Here is a 14307-nt window from a genome sequence, read left to right as displayed (position 1 = left end):
CCGAGCGGCGGAGAGGAGGCCGCGACGCCCCGTGAGTCCGCGGGGACTCTCCGGGACGGGTCAGGAGTCGGTGGTGTGCTTGCAGGCCACCGGCTTGCCGGGAGCGGGGGCGCTGGCCTTGGCGAGTTCCTTCTTCTTGTCCAGCAGGATCCGGCAGCGCAGGGTCGCGGCGGTCGAGGGAGTCGCGGTGACCGAGGCGTCTTGTCCGGCGCTGACCACGACATCCTGTTTCCACGGCAGCCCGAGCGGGCCGGCGAGTTGGTGCGGCGCGACCTTGTCCTCGTAGCGGTTGCCCGATTCGCCGTAGGTGACGCCGGTGGCCGTGGTCTGCTGGTCGGAGGTGATCTCGTAGGTGATCGCCCACGACTTGCCGGTCGGGTTGGAGCACGCGGCGAGACTGGCGAGCGCGACTGCCGCGAAGGTAGCGGAGAGTGCCTTCTTGATCACGCTCGGACTGTACCGGAGGCCTTCTTCGGGAGCCCGGCGAGGAACGTCCGCGCCGCCGGCTCCTCGCGCGCGGCCTGGGCGAGGATGCCGAACTGCAGCATGGTGACCACCAGCGACGTCCCGCCCGCGGACACCAGCGGCAGGGTCACGCCGGTGACCGGCAGCGCGCCCGCGACGTAGCCGATGTTGATCAGCGCCTGCGCGACCAGCAGCAGGGTGGTCGTCCCGGCGACGAGCCGCACCCATGGATCAGTGACCCGGGACGCGGTGCGCAGGCCGATCACCGCGAGGTAGCCGAACAGCCCGAGCACCAGGAGGCAGCCGGCGAAGCCGAGCTCCTCGCCGACGAGCGCGAAGACGAAGTCGTTCTGCACGTCCGGCAGGTAGCTCCATTTCGCCGCGCCCCGGCCGAGCCCGACGCCGAACCAGCCGCCGTCGGCGAGGGCGTATTGCGCCTGCTGTGCCTGGTAGCCGCTGCCGCTCGCGTCGGGATTCGGCGAGAGAAAAGAAAGGATGCGCGCGAGGCGATAACTGGCGAAAAGGGCGAGTACGACGATTCCGACGACGCCGCCGGCGAGAATGGCGGCGAACAAGCGTTTCGGCGCGCCGGCGAACCACAGCAATCCCAAGGTGATCAGAGCGAGCGTGACCGTGCCGCTGAGATTCGGCTGGGCCAGCAGCAGCGCGCACAACGCGAGGGTCACCGGGATCAGCGGCACCAGCAGATGCCGCCAATGGTGCAGCACCCGCTGCTTCGACACCAGCAGATGCGCGCCCCAGAACACCAGCGCGACCTTCGCGATTTCCACTGGCTGCAAGGTGATCGGCCCGGCGGCGAGCCAGCGTTGCGCGCCGCCGTGGTCGGAACCCAGCGGGGTCAGCACGAGAAGCAGCAGCACGACCGCGGCGGCGAGCGCCGGGGTGGCTGCCTTGCGCAGACGGGAAAACGGGATGCGCAGGCCGAGCACGAAGGCGGCCGCGCCGAGCGCCACGAAGGTCAGATGCCGGAAAAAGGCTTGGTACACGCCGGTTCCCGCGGTCGGGTTGGCCGCGGCGGCCGAGGACGACAGCGCCATCACCGCGCCGAGCAGCGTCAGCAGTGCCCAGATCGCGGTGATGATCCGGAACGACGCGAGCGGATGCGCGAAGAACTGTCCGATTGCGTGCCGTGCGGGTTTGCTGTCCCGTTCGGTTGGCGACTCCACAGCGGGTGAGTGTGTGCCGTTTTCGCCGCGCGGTGGCTGACCGACTCGCCCGTGTGCGGAAAATTACCGTTCGGATTCCTGATTGGCCTGGTCGACGTCGGCCATGTGTTCTTCGGCCCACGTGCGCAATACCGCGAGCGCGGACTCCAGCGACGCGCCGAGCGAGGTGAGCCGGTAATGCACCCGTGGCGGCACGGTGGCCTCGACGCGCCGCGAGACGAGACCGTCGCGGACGAGGCTCTGCAGAGTCACCGAAAGCATCTTCTGCGACACCCCGGGGATCCGGCGGCGCAGGTCGGCGAACCGCACCTCGTCCGGCGCGGCCTCGGCGAGGATCTTGACCGTCATGGACGTCCACTTGGTCCCGATCCGGTCGAGCAGCCGCCGCGTCGGGCAGGCCGGGTCGAACAGATCGCCGCGGGCGGAGGGGGTCACCTCGGGCTCACCACCTGTCGGGAAAGTGCCGTCTTGGCGGCACCGTTGGAGTTACCTACCGTGTGCTGGTAACCAATGGTAACCACAGGAGGTCTGATGAACGCGGTGCGGCAGGTCGAGGCGAACGGGGTCCGGCTGAACGTCGCCGTCTCCGGGAGCGGCCCGGCGGTGGTGCTGCTGCACGGGTTTCCGCACACCTCGCGGCTGTGGGACAAGGTCGTCCCGGCGCTCGCCGAGCGGTACCGAGTAATCGCGCCGGACCTTCGCGGCCTTGGCGCGAGCAGCCGTCCGGAGAGCGGTTTCGACGCGGAAACAGTTGCCGACGATGTCGCGGCCCTGCTCGACGCGCTGGAAGAGCCGAACGCGGAGGTGGTGGCGATCGACCTGGCGGTGGCGGGCGCGTTGCTGCTGGCGCTGCGGCGGCCGGAGCGCGTGCGCCGCCTGGTGCTGATGGAGTCGCTGCCGTGGGGTTTCCCGGCCAGCCCGCCGTGGTGGTTCGGCTTCCACGCGGTGCCGGGCCTCGCCGAGACTGTCCTTAATGGACACGAAGCGGAGTACGTCGGCTGGTTCCTCGACCAGGGCACGCTCGGCCGCGGCGTTCCGGCAGCCATCCACGTAGCGTTCGCCGAGGCCTACACCGGGACCGACGCGCTCCGCTGCGCCTTCGAGTACTACCGGGCGCTGCCGGAAAGCGCCCGTCAGCTGACCGAAGCGGCGGAGAAGCGGCTGACCGTCCCGACGATGGCGATTGGCGCGAATCCCGTGGGCGACGCCCTGGAGCAGCAGTTGCGCCCGATCGCCGCCGACCTCACCGGGCACGTGCTGCCGGACTGCGGGCACCTGATCCCGCTGGACCGCCCGCGCGAATTCCTCGATCTCCTGCTGCCGTTCCTGTCCCGGGAGATACTGGCCGGGTGTCGTTGACGTCCGAGCTGGCCGACCCGCGAGGGACACTCGCGCGCTGGTGTGCGCGGGTGTTCACCGGCACGGCCGCGGCCGCGCGCCGGGTCGAGGAGGCGACGAACGGGGTACGCCCGATCCGCCCGACGCTCGCGCGCCCTCCGCGTCAGCACTGGGCCGAGATCGGCGGCGCGTTCGGCCAGCGGATCGCGGACCTCGTACAGCCCGCGCCGCCGTACTACGCGTTGCTCGGCATGGTGCGCGCGCAGTGGGGCAGCGGCCCGTGGGCACACGCGCAAGCCGCGGAGTACCCGACGCACGACGAGCTCCCGCCGGAATACCGGGCACGGGCGCTCCGCATCCGTCCAGCGGCGGCGACCTGGCTCGACCTCGGCGACGGAATGCCGCACGGCGAAGCACTTCCGGGTGCCGAGGAGCTGTGGGGCGAACTGCTAGGACGCGCTCGTCGCTACCAAGCGCGGCACGCCCCGCCCGGCGTGCTCGGCGGGCCGGGCGCGGAAGCGGGACTGGCGCGGACGAACTGGGTGCTGTCGGCGTGCGAGGACATCTACCGCTCCGGCCGGATCGAACCGCAGCTCGCCCGGGTGGTCGACGGCGGCGGCACGATCGCGGACCTGCGCGCCCTGCCCGCCGACGCGGCGGTGACCGAGCTGGCGGAACTCGCGAAACGCTTACACGACAACGGTGCGCTGTGGGAACTGCGCCGCCTCGCCGGCGCCCCGCCCGAGGGCTATCCGCTCGGCATCGCCGCGCCGACCATCGTGCCCGGCTGGGCGGACGGCGACCTCCTGCTCGGGAAGCTCGACCCCGAAGCGGGGATCGCCGAGGGCACACTGCTGGACGTGAAGACCGTGCTGACCGTCGGCGACCCGGAGCGCGCCGGGCGCTGGCTGTGGCAGATCCTGCTGTACGCCTGGCTCGACGTCGCCGACCTGTACCGGATCCGCGACGTCGGGCTGCTGCTCGGACGGCACGGCAAGCTCGTCCGCTGGCCGGTCGACGAGCTGGCCGCGGACCTGCTCGGCGGGGACGGCCTGGTCGATCACCGTCGCGACGAGTTCAGGGACATGGCGCGCGGGCTGCTCGACTCGGCCGGGCTGAGCTTGGCCGACGGCTGAACCGCGGGTCGCTTCGCCGCGCCGCGCCCCGCGAAACACACCGCGCCGAGCACGATCACGCAGCCGACGAGCTGCAGCGCACCCGGTCGTTCGCTGAGCAGCAGGAACCCGAAGATGACCGCGCCGACCGGCTGCAGCAGCATCATCGTCGCGCCGGTCGAAGCCGCCAGCCGCGGCAGCGCGCCGGCGATCAGCAGCCACCCGATGACCTGGCCGACCAGGGCCAGCGCGGCGAACCAGCCGAGCGAGGGCAGGCTGGGCGTCAGGTCGAGGCGGCCGAACGGCAGCCCGAGCGCGACGGACACGAAGCCCGCCGACACGGTGGCCAGCGACAGCGAGCGGACCTGCGTCGCGGGGCTGCTGCTGAGCCGGAGCAGCAACAGGTACCCCGAGTAGCCCGCGCCCGCGGCGAGCGCGAAAACCATGCCCAGCACCGGGTTCGAGCCGCTCATCGACGAGCCGAACACGCCGCCCGCGAGCACGATGCCGACGATCAGCGTCGGCGCGACGAACTTGAACCGCGGGTCCGGACGCTCCTTGAGGAAGACGAACGCGAGCAGCGGCACGATCACGACCTGCACCGAAAGCAGCATGGTCGCGACGCCCGCGCCGACGCGCGGGATCGCCTCGCCCCACAGGACGAAGTCGAGGCCGAGGCCGAGCCCGGCCAGCAGCGGCAGCAGGATCTTCGCGCCGACGCGGGTCCGCCGCGCCTCGCTGAACGCCAGGATCGCGAGCAGCGGCAGCGCGAGGGCGCAGCGCCAGAACGCGCTGGTCGCCCCGCTGGCCCCGGAAACCTTGATGAGCACCGAGGTCAGCGCGATGCAGAGGCAGCCGGCCGCGGCCAGCAGCCAAGGGTCGGCGCGGCCGGTGAGCGCGGCGATCGGACCGGCGGTCGGCAACGGGGCGGATTCGGTGGTCATGCCTTCTATGGTGGGGGCGCTAACTATCAAGGACAAGTGAATGTTCCTGCGGGAAATCCAGTAGCATCACTACCGTGTTTAGTGTGGATCGAATGCGCGCCCTGCACGCGGTCGCGCAGCACGGCTCGGTCGCCCGGGCGGCGGCCGCGTTGCACGTCACGCCGTCCGGGGTGTCGCAGCAGCTGGCGAAGCTCGAGCGGGAAGCGGGCTTGGCGCTGCTGGAGCCGCGCGGCCGGACCGTGCGGCTCACGCGCGCCGGGCAGGTGCTGGTCGGACACGCCGAGCGCGTGCTGGCGCAACTCGCCGAGGCGCGCACGGATCTCGAACGGCTGCGCGAGGACGTCTTCGGGCCGTTGCGGATCGGCTCGATCGCGACCTGCGTGCACGCCCTGCTCCCGCCCGCGCTCGCCACGCTCACCGAACAGCACCCGCGGCTGAACGTGACGCTGGGCGAGGGCGAAGCCGAACAGACGTTGCCGAAGGTGCTCGCCGGCGACCTCGACGTCGCGGTGTTCGAAAGCTGGGCGGACCGGCCGACCGTGGTGCCGCCCGGGATCACGCAGGTCACGCTGTTCTCCGACGTCGCCGATCTGGCGCTGCCCGCCGGGCACCGGCTCGCGCACCGGCGCACGGTCGATCTCTCCGAGGTGGACGACGTGTCGTGGATCAGCTGGACCGGCCGGTCCGGCTGCTACGAATGGCTCGTGCACGTGCTCCGTTCGCAGGACCTGGAGCCGCGGATCAGTTGCACCATCGGGAGTTACGTGACGCAACTGGCGCTCGTCGCGGGCAACGTCGGCGCCGCGCTCGTCCCGCGGCTCGCTCGCGGACCGGTGCCCGACGGCGTCCGGATGCTCGCGACCCGGCCGGTGCTGAACCGCACGATCATCGCCGCGTGCCGGTCCGGCGAGGAGGCGCACGGCGGGGTCCGGGCGGCGCTGGAGGCGCTCAGCGAGGCGTCGGCGACTTATGTGAATCGCTGAATCTTGTTGCGCGGCTGCCTTTTCCGGCCGGTTCGGCCCTAGAGTCGGAATCGACGAGCAGGGGAGCCGCCCATGACTGCCGAGGATGCCGCCCGCGCCTTGCGGGCTCGATTGCCCGACGGGCAAGTGCACACCTCTGGTCCTCAGTACGAATCGGCGGCGACGGTGTGGAACGCCGCCGTCGTCGCACGGCCGGACGTGGTCGTGGAATGCCGGAGCACAGCGGATGTCCAAGCCTCGGTGCGGGTTGCGCGCGAACTGGGCCTGCCGTTGTCCGTGCGCGGCGGCGGCCACGACTGGGCCGGACGCGCGCTGGCGGACGGCGGGATCACGCTCGATCTGCGTCCGTTGAACCGGGTCGCGGTCGATGCCGGACGGCGAGCCGCCGTGGTCGGCGGCGGGGCTCAGTCCAACGACGTGCTTGCCGCGGCGGAGGCGCACGGGCTGACGGCGGCTGTCGGCACCATCGGCACGGTCGGCTTCGCCGGGCTCGCGCTCGGCGGCGGATACGGTCCTTTCCTGGGGAAATACGGGCTCGCCGCGGACAATCTGCTCGGTGCCGAGATCGTCCTCGCGGACGGCGAAGTGGTGCTCGCCAATGCTTCGCGGCTGCCGGATCTGTGGTGGGCGCTGCGCGGCGGCGGCGGAAACTTCGGCGTGGTGACGTCGCTGGGCGTGCGATTGCACGCGCCACCGCAGATCACGACCGGTCCGGTTTGGTACCCGGCGGCCGACGCCGGCCGGGTTTTCGCCGCGGTAGCGGAAATCCAGGCCAGCGCGCCCGACGAGTTGACCGTGCAGACCGGTGTGCTCGCCGGTGCCGACGGTTCGCTGTGCGTCATGGTCTGGCCGACGTGGTGTGGCAACGCCGATCCCGACAGCTTCCTCGCCCGGCTCGGGACGCCGCTCGCGGCGGAGATAGCGCCGGTGTCGTCGTACGCGGCGGAGATCGCTCGCCGGGACGCGATGTTCCCCGGCGGCCGGTCGGTCACCATCCGGACGCGGTCGTTCCCGGCGTTCACCCCGGAGATCGTCTCGGTGCTGGTCACGCAGGCGGAAGCCCGGACCTCGCCGTTGTCCGGGCTGTCGATCCACCACTTCCACGGCGTCGCCGCCCGGATCCCGGCGGCGAGCACGCCTTTCCCGCTGCGGGAGGACCACGTGATGGTCGAGGTGCTCGGATTGGGAGAGGGCACCGACGACCGGTCCTGGGCGGATGCCACGTCCGCCGCGCTGGCCCCCTACGCCCTGCCTGGCGCGTACGCGAACCTGCTCGGACCGGACGTGCCGTCCGCCGAGCCCTTCGGCCCCCACACCGCCCGGCTGCGGGACATCAAACACCGCTACGACCCGGACGGAGTTTTCCGCGCCATCCCGCTGGCTTGACCCTTTTACCGAGTACATTGGTGAAAAAGCCAGGGTGAAGGGAGCGGGCCGTGGCGTATGTGATCGCGGAGCCGTGCGTGGACGTGACGGACCGGGCGTGCGTGGACGAATGCCCGGTGGACTGCATCTACGTCGGCGAACGCTCGCTCTACATCCACCCGGACGAATGCGTCGACTGCGGAGCGTGCGAACCGGTGTGCCCCGTTGAGGCCATCTATTACGAGGACGACCTTCCGGAGCGCTGGCGCGGCTACGCCGGGGACAACGCCCGGTTCTTCAGCGAAACCCTGCCTGGCCGCGACGCCCCGCTGGACAGTCCTGGCGGCGCGGCGAAACTCGGCGACCTCGGGGTGGACACTCCCTTGGTCGCCGGGCAGCCGCGTCCGGACCTTTCCGCGCAGCAGTAGTTTGCCCTAGTCCACTCAGTTAAACTGTCCCGCATGAGCGAGCAGACGCTGACCGATCCGCTCGGCTCCCGCGCGCTGGGCGAGAGCCGGGCACGGGTGCTGCACGCGCTGCGTTCGGAGGGCGGTCCGGTCGCGGTGCAGGACGTCGCCGTGCAGGTAGGACTGCACCCCAATACCGCGCGATTCCACCTGGACGGCCTCGTCGACTCCGGCCTCGCCGAACGCCGCATCGAAGACCGCACCCGCCCCGGCCGCCCGCGGACGGTCTACGTCGCGGTCGCCGAGGAAGCCGCCGAGGGACGGCGCAGCTACCGGTTGCTCGCGGAGATGCTCACCGGTCTGATCGCGGAAAACGTCGCCGACCCCGGCAAAGCCGCGGAATCCGCAGGCGAAGCGTGGGGCCGCTACCTGGCCGACCGCCCGCCCCCGACCCGGCGTGTCGACGAGGCCGAGGGCCTCCGGCGACTGTCCACTGTGCTCAGTGACGCCGGCTTCGCCCCGGACGCGGTGGACGACTCGGAGCGCCCGGTGATCCGGTTGCGGCACTGCCCGTTCCGGGAGGTCGCCGAGGAACGCCGCGACGTGGTGTGCGGTTTGCATCTCGGGCTGATGCGCGGGGTGCTGGCCGAGGTGCGCGCGCCGTTGACCGCGGAGAGGCTGGAGGCGTTTGTGGAGCCGTCGTTGTGTTTGGCGCACTTGAAACCGGCGGGGAAACGTCGTCGCTAGGCTCTTGCCGTGGCCGCATGCTCCCGGGTGGCTCGCGCGGGGTGAGGTCATCGAACACGCATTTCACCTTCTGTCGCCGGTGATCCTCATCTTGCAGGATGCGGAACCGAGCTGATCGTCGACTACTCGCCAGCTGTCTGATGTGGACGGCCACTGCGGCGAAACCCGAGGTACGGACTCCGCTGCGCGCGATCGATCGGTGTCAGGAGCGTGAACCCGGTCCGCGGCGGCCGGGGCGGGGGAGACCGGCCGCCGCGGGGGCGCGCCGAAGGGGGTCGGCGCGGGCACCGGGGTCAGGCCGGGACCGCGGCGCGTCCGATCCGGACCTGCCACTTCTCCGGCCCGGATTCCACGTACTCCCAGGTGAAACCCTCGCCGTGCGCGGCGGCGAACTCGCGGCGCAGCGGCTTCGGGTCGTGGTTGTTGACGAGTACGAACGATTCGCCGGGCGCGAGCCGCGCGTAGCGGCCGAAGATGCGCGGATGCCGGGTGCCGTGCGGGATTTCGCGCACGTCGAGGATTTCCGGGCTCTCCAGTTCGCCGCCGTCGAGGAGGGTGCGGAGGTCGTCGACGAGGGCGGGGACGTCGGCTCCTGGCAGGTCGGCGAGCGCGGGCAAGAGGACATTTGTCTCGGCGTCCAGGTAGGCGGCGAGAAGCGCGTCCAACGCCTGTGCGGCATGGCTGACCTGGGCCGAGGTGTCGGCTTGCCGCAGCTCGTCGACCGAGCGGAGCACGGAGTCCTGGATCCGACGCAGCGCGCGGACCAGCAGCCGGGTCGCGGGAGCTCCGGCGGCAGTCGCGTTGAGGGCGCGGTCCGCGGCGGACAGGTACCCGGTCAACGGGCCTGTGGCGAACGCGCTCAGCCGCGCGTTGGCCTCCGCGCGAGCGCTGCCGTCGAGCTGAAGTTCCGTGACCACAGCGGCTTTTTCCCGGTACTCGGTGAGAATCCGGCCGGCTTCGGCGCGGAGGGCACGACTGGCCCGGAGCGCCGGGTCGGTGCTGGTGCCGCTGATGTATACCTCGGACGCGCCGGTCACGGGAACCTCCCGGAAAGAGTATGTACGAGAATAATAGTGTAAAAGAGCGGGGCTGGCGGACGTGACGTGGGACTCAGCGCGGGCCGATCCGCGCGAGGACGAGTCCGACCGGGATGCTGACCAGCAGCAGCACGACCAATGCCTGGAAACCGTGTCGCACCCAGCGCGCCCGGCCGTCCGGCGATCCGCCGCGCACACCCAGGACCAGCAGTGCCAGGCCGACGGCCAGAATCGCGCCGCCGAGGTCGACGACGGGCATTGCGTCGGAGAGCGTTCCGCCCAGTACGGCGGCATTTCCGACGTTCCAAGCCGCGACTTCAGCGACGACCAGCCGCCGGGCGGGCGGTGCCGGGGCGAGCAGCGCCTGTCCGATCCCGAGGCCGACCTGCGCGATCCCGCCGACCAGCACCAGATAGGCGACCGCCCACGCGCCGTGCGGGGTCGGATGCGGGGCGATGACCGCGGACGCGAGCCCGCCGGCGACCGCGCACCCGATGCCGAGCGCGGCGAACGGTGCCGCGGCGGCGAATCGAGGAGTCATATATCCAAACTATCTAGTGAAAAAGATCAGCTCAGCTCCGGTCGGCGCGACGGGGTCCGGCGCGAAAATTCCCCGCTGTGACGGGATTCGCCCGGGCGCGGCGGCGGACGGTCCCGGCTGTTAGGTTCGCGGACGTGACAACAAAAGCGATGCAGGCAGTGGTCCACGAAGGCGCGGCGGGAGTCGGCGGGGTGCGGGTCGCGGAGGTCCCGGTGCCGCGACCGGGGCCGGGCGAAGTGCTGGTCCAGCTGAAAGCGGCCGGGTTGAACCACCGGGATCTGTTCATCGTGGACAGTCGCGATCCGGCCGATCCCTTGGCCGTGCTGGGCTCGGACGGTGCCGGAGTGGTCGTGGCGGCGGACGCGTCCGTCGAGGTGGGTACCGAGGTCGTCATCAACCCGTCCCTCGAGTGGGCCGAGCCGGACGTGGTGCCGGAAGTCCCGGCCATCCTCGGGGTGCCGACGAACGGCACGCTGGCTGAGTACGTGGTGGTCCCGGCGGGCAATGTCCTGCCGAAGCCCGCGCACCTGAGCTGGACGGAGGCCGCCGCGCTGCCGCTGGCCGCGCTCACCGCGTACCGGGCGCTGTTCACTCGCGGCGGGCTGACCGCCGGGGAACACGTGCTGCTGCCCGGTATCGGCAGCGGGGTCGCGACGTTCGCCCTCGCCATGGCCAAAGCCGTGGGCGCGACGGTCAGCGTCACCTCGCGCAGCCCCGAAAAGCTCGCCGGGGCAACGGAACTGGGCGCCGACCGTGCGATCGGCAGCAGCGGCGACTGGGCCGCCGAACTCGGCGAACCGGTGGACCTGGTCGTCGACAGCATCGGCTCGGCGACCTTCGACGCGTGTCTCTCCGTGCTTCGCTCCGGCGGCCGGATGGTGACGCTCGGCGCGACCACCGGCCCGGACGTCGAGCTGTCGCTGCGCAACCTCTTCTTCCGGCAGATCAGCCTGCTGGGCACGTCGATGGGCAGCGCGCGGGAGTTCTCGCGGATGGTCGAGCTGGTCACGGAACACCGTCTGCGGCCGGTGGTGCACCACGTCTACGACCTCGCGGACGGGCCGCGCGGGCTGGCCGAACTGGCGTCGGGGGACCAGTTCGGCAAGCTGGTGGTCGCGATCGGCTGACCCGGCCGGTGATTTTTTGTCGGTGCCTCGTGGTGAACTGTGGACACGAATTAAGGGAGGGGAACACCTGATGAGCAAGCGCTGGAATCCCGGGACGGTCGCGGCGCCGGTCGGCCGCTACAGCCACCTCGCGCAGATTCCCGCAGGCCACGAGCTGGTCGTAGTGGCCGGTCAGATCGGCGCCCGGCCGGACGGCACGCTCGCCGGCCCGGACGCGGAAGCGCAGACGCGCGAGGTGCTGGCGAACATCGAACGCGTGCTCGCGGCGGCCGGTGCCGGGCCGGAGCATCTGGTCAAGGTCTTCAGCATGGTCGCGGGCGCCGAGCACCTGCCCGGTTTCCGTGCGGCGACCGGCGACGTGTTCAGCCGGTGGTTCCCGGAGAGCGACTGGCCGACGCAATCGCTGATCGTCGTGTCCGCGCTGGCGAAACCTGAGCTCTTCGTGGAAATCGAAGCGATGGCGGCGGTGCCCCGATGAACCTGCTCTCCGAACGACAGGAAGCCCGATGACCATCACCCTCGGACAGCTGCGGATCGACCCGGTAGCCGAACTGGACCACTGGCCGTTCGCCCCGGCCGACCTGTTCCCGGCGGTCACGCCGGAACACCTGGGGGAGCATCGTGGCGACCTCGACCTGTCGATCACCACGTACCTGGTGCGCACGCCGGACCAGACCGTGCTCCTCGACGCCGGGAACGGCAACGCCAAGGAACGCCCGGTCCTGCTGGCGCACCACCACTTCGACGCGCCGTACCTCGACCGCCTGGCCGCGGCCGGCGTCGTGCCGGAGGACGTCGACGTCGTAGTGGCGACCCACCTGCACCCCGACCACTGCGGCGGCTTCACCACCCTGGTCGACGGTTCCTGGGATCCGACCTTCCCGCGCGCCCGGTATCTGATCCCGAGCGAGGAATACGCCTGGCTCCAGCAGGTCCACGCGTCGGCACCGGACGGCGGCGTCGCGGGCGACCTGGCCAGGACGTTCGAAGACAGCGTGCTGCCGGTCGTCGAGGCAGGCCTGGTCGAGTTGATCGACCTCCCGTACGAGGTGGCGGACGGCATCACCCTGCGCGCTCTGCCCGGCCACACCACCGGCCACCTGATCGCGGAACTCAGCAGCGGCGATCAGCACGCCTTGGTGAGCGGGGATGTGCTGCACCACCCGTTCCAGTTCGCGAACCTGACCCTGGCCCAAGGCGGCGACGCGGACCCCGTCGCCGCCGCGGAATCCCGGCGGACCCTGTGCGAACTAGCCGTCGAACGGGAGGCGCTCCTCCTTCCCGCGCACTTCCCGATCGGACGAATCACCCAGGACGGCGACGGTTTCCGCTACCGCCCGACCTCGACAGGAGGTGCCTGACCCGTCGTCGTCCGGGTGCCGTGTCGATTCGGCGGCACCCCGTTCGACGTATGGGCATGACTGACTACGAACCGACCACAACCCGCAGCCTCGACCGCTACGGAAACGCCCCGCTGCCGTGGGGCCGTGCCCGCGATGTTCTCGCCGCCGACACCCCGACCGCCGACCTGACGTTCTTCGTGGCGACCGTCCGCCCAGACGGACGCCCGCACTCGGCGGGCGTAGGCGCAGTCTGGGTGGACGACACCCTGTACTTCGTCGGCGGCCCGGGCACGCGCCGCTCCCGCAACCTCGCGGCCAACCCGGCATGCAGCATTTCGGTCCGGCTGCGCGGCCTGGACCTGGTGCTGGAGGGCGATGCGCACCGAGTCACGGACGTCGACACCGTCGCGCGCCTGGCCGAGGTCTACCGCTCCGGCGGCTGGCCAGCCGAAGCGACCGGGGATGCGCTGACGGCACCGTTCAGCGCGCCGAGCGCGGGCCCGCCGCCGTGGCACCTGTACCGCCTCACCCTGCGACGCGCGGTGGGAGTCGCGTCGGAGGAACCGCATGGGGCGACGTGCTGGGAGTTCGCCAGGGATTGATCGCGGTGGCCCGGTTTTGGGGCGGGTCGGCCGTAGCGGGACTTGCGTGCTGGGAGTCTGCCGGGGGATTGGCTGCCGTGGACCGGCTCGGTGCGGGGTGGCTGTGACGGGATTGGCTGCCGTGGACCGGCTCGGTGCGGGGTGGCTGTGACGGGATTGGCTGCTGGGAGTCGGCTGGAGTTTGGGTGCGGCGGCCAGGTTTAGTCCGGCGCGCAGTGGCGGCCCAAACCTGCTGGGAGTCGGCCGGGAGTTGACCGCAGTGGTCCGGTTCTGCGATGAGCGGCGGTGGCGGAACTATTGTCGGGAGCTCGCCCACGGCGAGTGCGGCCTGCCGCAGGATCCGCCACGACGGAATCGCCTGCCACCGCGCGGGGGAGGTCGCCGGACAGCGCGGGTTGTCGGGGTGGTTGTGCGCGGCTGTCGAGCCCGTCCTCGGAATTGCCACAACGGACTGTGGCACCGTCTGCTGGATAATCCTGAGCCGCGGCGCGATCGTCCAGCCTGGCGCGGGATCGGTCTCGACAGGCGTTCGGCCGCCCCAGCAGCGCTCCGAAAACACCAGAACCTCAAGCCCGCCCGTCCGGCCCTTCCCACTCCAGCAGCAGCTCCCGCAGGTCGGCGTTCATCCGGTCCTGTTCCGCATGCGACAAAACCCCCAGCAGACGCGCCTCGGTCTGCGTCTTCATCCCGAATACCTCAAGCGCCCGGGTCAGCCCCTCCTCGGTCAGGCTCACCAGGATCTGCCGGCGGTCGTCCGGGTCGATGTCGCGGCGGACCCAGCCTTTGCGTTCCAGCCCGGCCACCCGTTTGGTCACCCCGCCGGACGTCAGGCGCATGCTGTCCAGCAGCTGCCCGGCCGACAGGCGGTACGGAGGACCGGCCCGCTTGAGCGCGCCCAGCAGCTCGACTTCCCACAAACCCACCCCGAAAGCGTCGAACTCGCGGCGCAGTTCCGTTTCCAGCAGCCGGGCCGCGCGCAGCAAACGGAAACTCAGCGCCTTGCTGACCCGGTCTTCCTCGCGCACGCCGGTGATCTGCGCCATGACTCCGTCGACGTGGTCCCGCTCCGCTGGCATGGGCGAGTATTCTAACACCAGTAATTATCT

General features: G+C 71.0%; 17 protein-coding genes. 10 read left to right on the top strand and 7 right to left on the bottom strand.

Translation table 11 applies throughout. From position 1 onward, the window contains the following. Nucleotides 1-60: 60 nt before the first annotated feature. From ABD156_RS21910 to ABD156_RS21900, 3 genes are all read right to left on the bottom strand, one after another. Entirely contained in the window at nt 61-447 is a 387-nt protein-coding gene (locus ABD156_RS21910) for a hypothetical protein (protein WP_344276559.1), read from the bottom strand. Then, a complete protein-coding gene (gene ftsW / locus ABD156_RS21905) occupies nt 444-1652 on the bottom strand; it encodes a putative lipid II flippase FtsW (RefSeq protein WP_344276557.1) in 1209 nt (402 codons plus the stop codon). Before ftsW ends, ABD156_RS21910 begins: the two co-directional genes overlap by 4 nt. Nucleotides 1653-1715: 63 nt before the next feature. Beyond that, complete coding sequence (locus ABD156_RS21900; RefSeq protein WP_344276554.1) at nt 1716-2087, bottom strand: winged helix-turn-helix transcriptional regulator; 372 nt, start codon at nt 2085-2087, stop codon at nt 1716-1718. Between the two features lie 96 nt (nt 2088-2183). Here ABD156_RS21900 and ABD156_RS21895 point away from each other — a divergent pair, with 96 nt between their 5' ends. Both ABD156_RS21895 and ABD156_RS21890 read left to right on the top strand, forming a co-directional pair. Next, nucleotides 2184-3011 (top strand): alpha/beta fold hydrolase, encoded by an 828-nt coding sequence (locus tag ABD156_RS21895; RefSeq protein ID WP_344276551.1) that lies wholly within the window; start codon nt 2184-2186, stop codon nt 3009-3011. Then, a complete protein-coding gene (locus tag ABD156_RS21890) occupies nt 3002-4126 on the top strand; it encodes a hypothetical protein (protein ID WP_344276548.1) in 1125 nt (374 codons plus the stop codon). The genes ABD156_RS21895 and ABD156_RS21890 overlap by 10 nt, the downstream gene beginning before the upstream one ends. Here the strand turns inward: ABD156_RS21890 and ABD156_RS21885 are convergent. Next, nucleotides 4051-5049, bottom strand: coding sequence for a DMT family transporter (locus tag ABD156_RS21885; protein ID WP_344276545.1), 999 nt, complete (start codon nt 5047-5049; stop codon nt 4051-4053). The genes ABD156_RS21890 and ABD156_RS21885 overlap by 76 nt on opposite strands. A 92-nt stretch (nt 5050-5141) precedes the next feature. Here ABD156_RS21885 and ABD156_RS21880 point away from each other — a divergent pair, with 92 nt between their 5' ends. The 4 genes from ABD156_RS21880 (at nt 5142) to ABD156_RS21865 (ending at nt 8551) form a co-directional block, all read left to right on the top strand. Continuing rightward, nucleotides 5142-6032: a LysR substrate-binding domain-containing protein gene (locus ABD156_RS21880; RefSeq protein ID WP_377927483.1), complete on the top strand. Its 891-nt coding sequence runs from the start codon at nt 5142-5144 to the stop codon at nt 6030-6032. 72 nt (nt 6033-6104) lie between these two features. After that, nucleotides 6105-7418 carry an FAD-binding oxidoreductase gene (locus ABD156_RS21875; RefSeq protein ID WP_344276539.1) on the top strand — a complete coding sequence of 438 codons (1314 nt, stop codon included), beginning with the start codon at nt 6105-6107 and terminating at the stop codon, nt 7416-7418. A 50-nt stretch (nt 7419-7468) separates the two neighbouring features. After that, on the top strand, nt 7469-7825 hold the full coding sequence (gene fdxA, locus ABD156_RS21870) for a ferredoxin (RefSeq protein ID WP_344276535.1): 357 nt from the start codon (nt 7469-7471) through the stop codon (nt 7823-7825). 33 nt (nt 7826-7858) lie between these two features. Then, on the top strand, nt 7859-8551 hold the full coding sequence (locus ABD156_RS21865; RefSeq protein WP_344276532.1) for a helix-turn-helix transcriptional regulator: 693 nt from the start codon (nt 7859-7861) through the stop codon (nt 8549-8551). A 293-nt stretch (nt 8552-8844) separates the two neighbouring features. Here the strand turns inward: ABD156_RS21865 and ABD156_RS21860 are convergent, their stop codons facing one another. Together ABD156_RS21860 and ABD156_RS21855 are read right to left on the bottom strand one after the other, a co-directional pair. Continuing rightward, nucleotides 8845-9588, bottom strand: a complete 744-nt coding sequence (locus tag ABD156_RS21860; protein ID WP_344276529.1) for a DUF2249 domain-containing protein — start codon at nt 9586-9588, stop codon at nt 8845-8847. Nucleotides 9589-9661: 73 nt separating this feature from the next. Next, nucleotides 9662-10129, bottom strand: coding sequence for a hypothetical protein (locus ABD156_RS21855; RefSeq protein WP_344276526.1), 468 nt, complete (start codon nt 10127-10129; stop codon nt 9662-9664). Between the two features lie 134 nt (nt 10130-10263). Between ABD156_RS21855 and ABD156_RS21850 the strand changes: the two genes are divergently transcribed. From ABD156_RS21850 to ABD156_RS21835, 4 genes are all read left to right on the top strand, one after another. Beyond that, a complete protein-coding gene (locus ABD156_RS21850) occupies nt 10264-11256 on the top strand; it encodes a zinc-binding dehydrogenase (RefSeq protein ID WP_344276523.1) in 993 nt (330 codons plus the stop codon). A 70-nt stretch (nt 11257-11326) separates the two neighbouring features. Next, on the top strand, nt 11327-11734 hold the full coding sequence (locus ABD156_RS21845) for a RidA family protein (protein WP_344276520.1): 408 nt from the start codon (nt 11327-11329) through the stop codon (nt 11732-11734). A gap of 28 nt (nt 11735-11762) precedes the next feature. Further along, nucleotides 11763-12617, top strand: a complete 855-nt coding sequence (locus ABD156_RS21840) for an MBL fold metallo-hydrolase (protein WP_344276516.1) — start codon at nt 11763-11765, stop codon at nt 12615-12617. A 56-nt stretch (nt 12618-12673) separates the two neighbouring features. Then, the gene (locus tag ABD156_RS21835; protein WP_344276513.1) at nt 12674-13201 is read left to right on the top strand and encodes a pyridoxamine 5'-phosphate oxidase family protein; all 528 of its coding nucleotides are present in this window, start codon (nt 12674-12676) and stop codon (nt 13199-13201) included. A 566-nt stretch (nt 13202-13767) separates the two neighbouring features. On the opposite strand, the gene ABD156_RS21830 is transcribed toward ABD156_RS21835, so the two are convergent. After that, nucleotides 13768-14277, bottom strand: a complete 510-nt coding sequence (locus tag ABD156_RS21830; protein ID WP_344276510.1) for a MarR family winged helix-turn-helix transcriptional regulator — start codon at nt 14275-14277, stop codon at nt 13768-13770. Nucleotides 14278-14307: the final 30 nt, after the last annotated feature.

Origin of the sequence: Amycolatopsis albidoflavus (assembly GCF_039525725.1) — a bacterium.
GTDB classification, from domain to species: Bacteria; Actinomycetota; Actinomycetes; order Mycobacteriales; family Pseudonocardiaceae; genus Amycolatopsis; species Amycolatopsis albidoflava.
This window is presented reverse-complemented; position numbering and strand designations above follow the sequence as displayed.

What these genes read in the sequence shown, in the direction of transcription:
- ABD156_RS21845 (WP_344276520.1), top strand. Translation starts at nt 11,327, where the DNA reads ATGAGCAAGCGCTGGAATCCCGGGACGGTCGCGGCGCCGGTCGGCCGC.
- ABD156_RS21880 (WP_377927483.1), top strand. Translation starts at nt 5,142, where the DNA reads ATGCGCGCCCTGCACGCGGTCGCGCAGCACGGCTCGGTCGCCCGGGCG.
- ABD156_RS21835 (WP_344276513.1), top strand. Translation starts at nt 12,674, where the DNA reads ATGACTGACTACGAACCGACCACAACCCGCAGCCTCGACCGCTACGGA.
- ABD156_RS21865 (WP_344276532.1), top strand. Translation starts at nt 7,859, where the DNA reads ATGAGCGAGCAGACGCTGACCGATCCGCTCGGCTCCCGCGCGCTGGGC.
- ABD156_RS21855 (WP_344276526.1), bottom strand. Translation starts at nt 10,129, where the DNA reads ATGACTCCTCGATTCGCCGCCGCGGCACCGTTCGCCGCGCTCGGCATC.
- ABD156_RS21895 (WP_344276551.1), top strand. Translation starts at nt 2,184, where the DNA reads ATGAACGCGGTGCGGCAGGTCGAGGCGAACGGGGTCCGGCTGAACGTC.
- ABD156_RS21875 (WP_344276539.1), top strand. Translation starts at nt 6,105, where the DNA reads ATGACTGCCGAGGATGCCGCCCGCGCCTTGCGGGCTCGATTGCCCGAC.
- ABD156_RS21885 (WP_344276545.1), bottom strand. Translation starts at nt 5,049, where the DNA reads ATGACCACCGAATCCGCCCCGTTGCCGACCGCCGGTCCGATCGCCGCG.
- ABD156_RS21830 (WP_344276510.1), bottom strand. Translation starts at nt 14,277, where the DNA reads ATGCCAGCGGAGCGGGACCACGTCGACGGAGTCATGGCGCAGATCACC.
- ABD156_RS21840 (WP_344276516.1), top strand. Translation starts at nt 11,763, where the DNA reads ATGACCATCACCCTCGGACAGCTGCGGATCGACCCGGTAGCCGAACTG.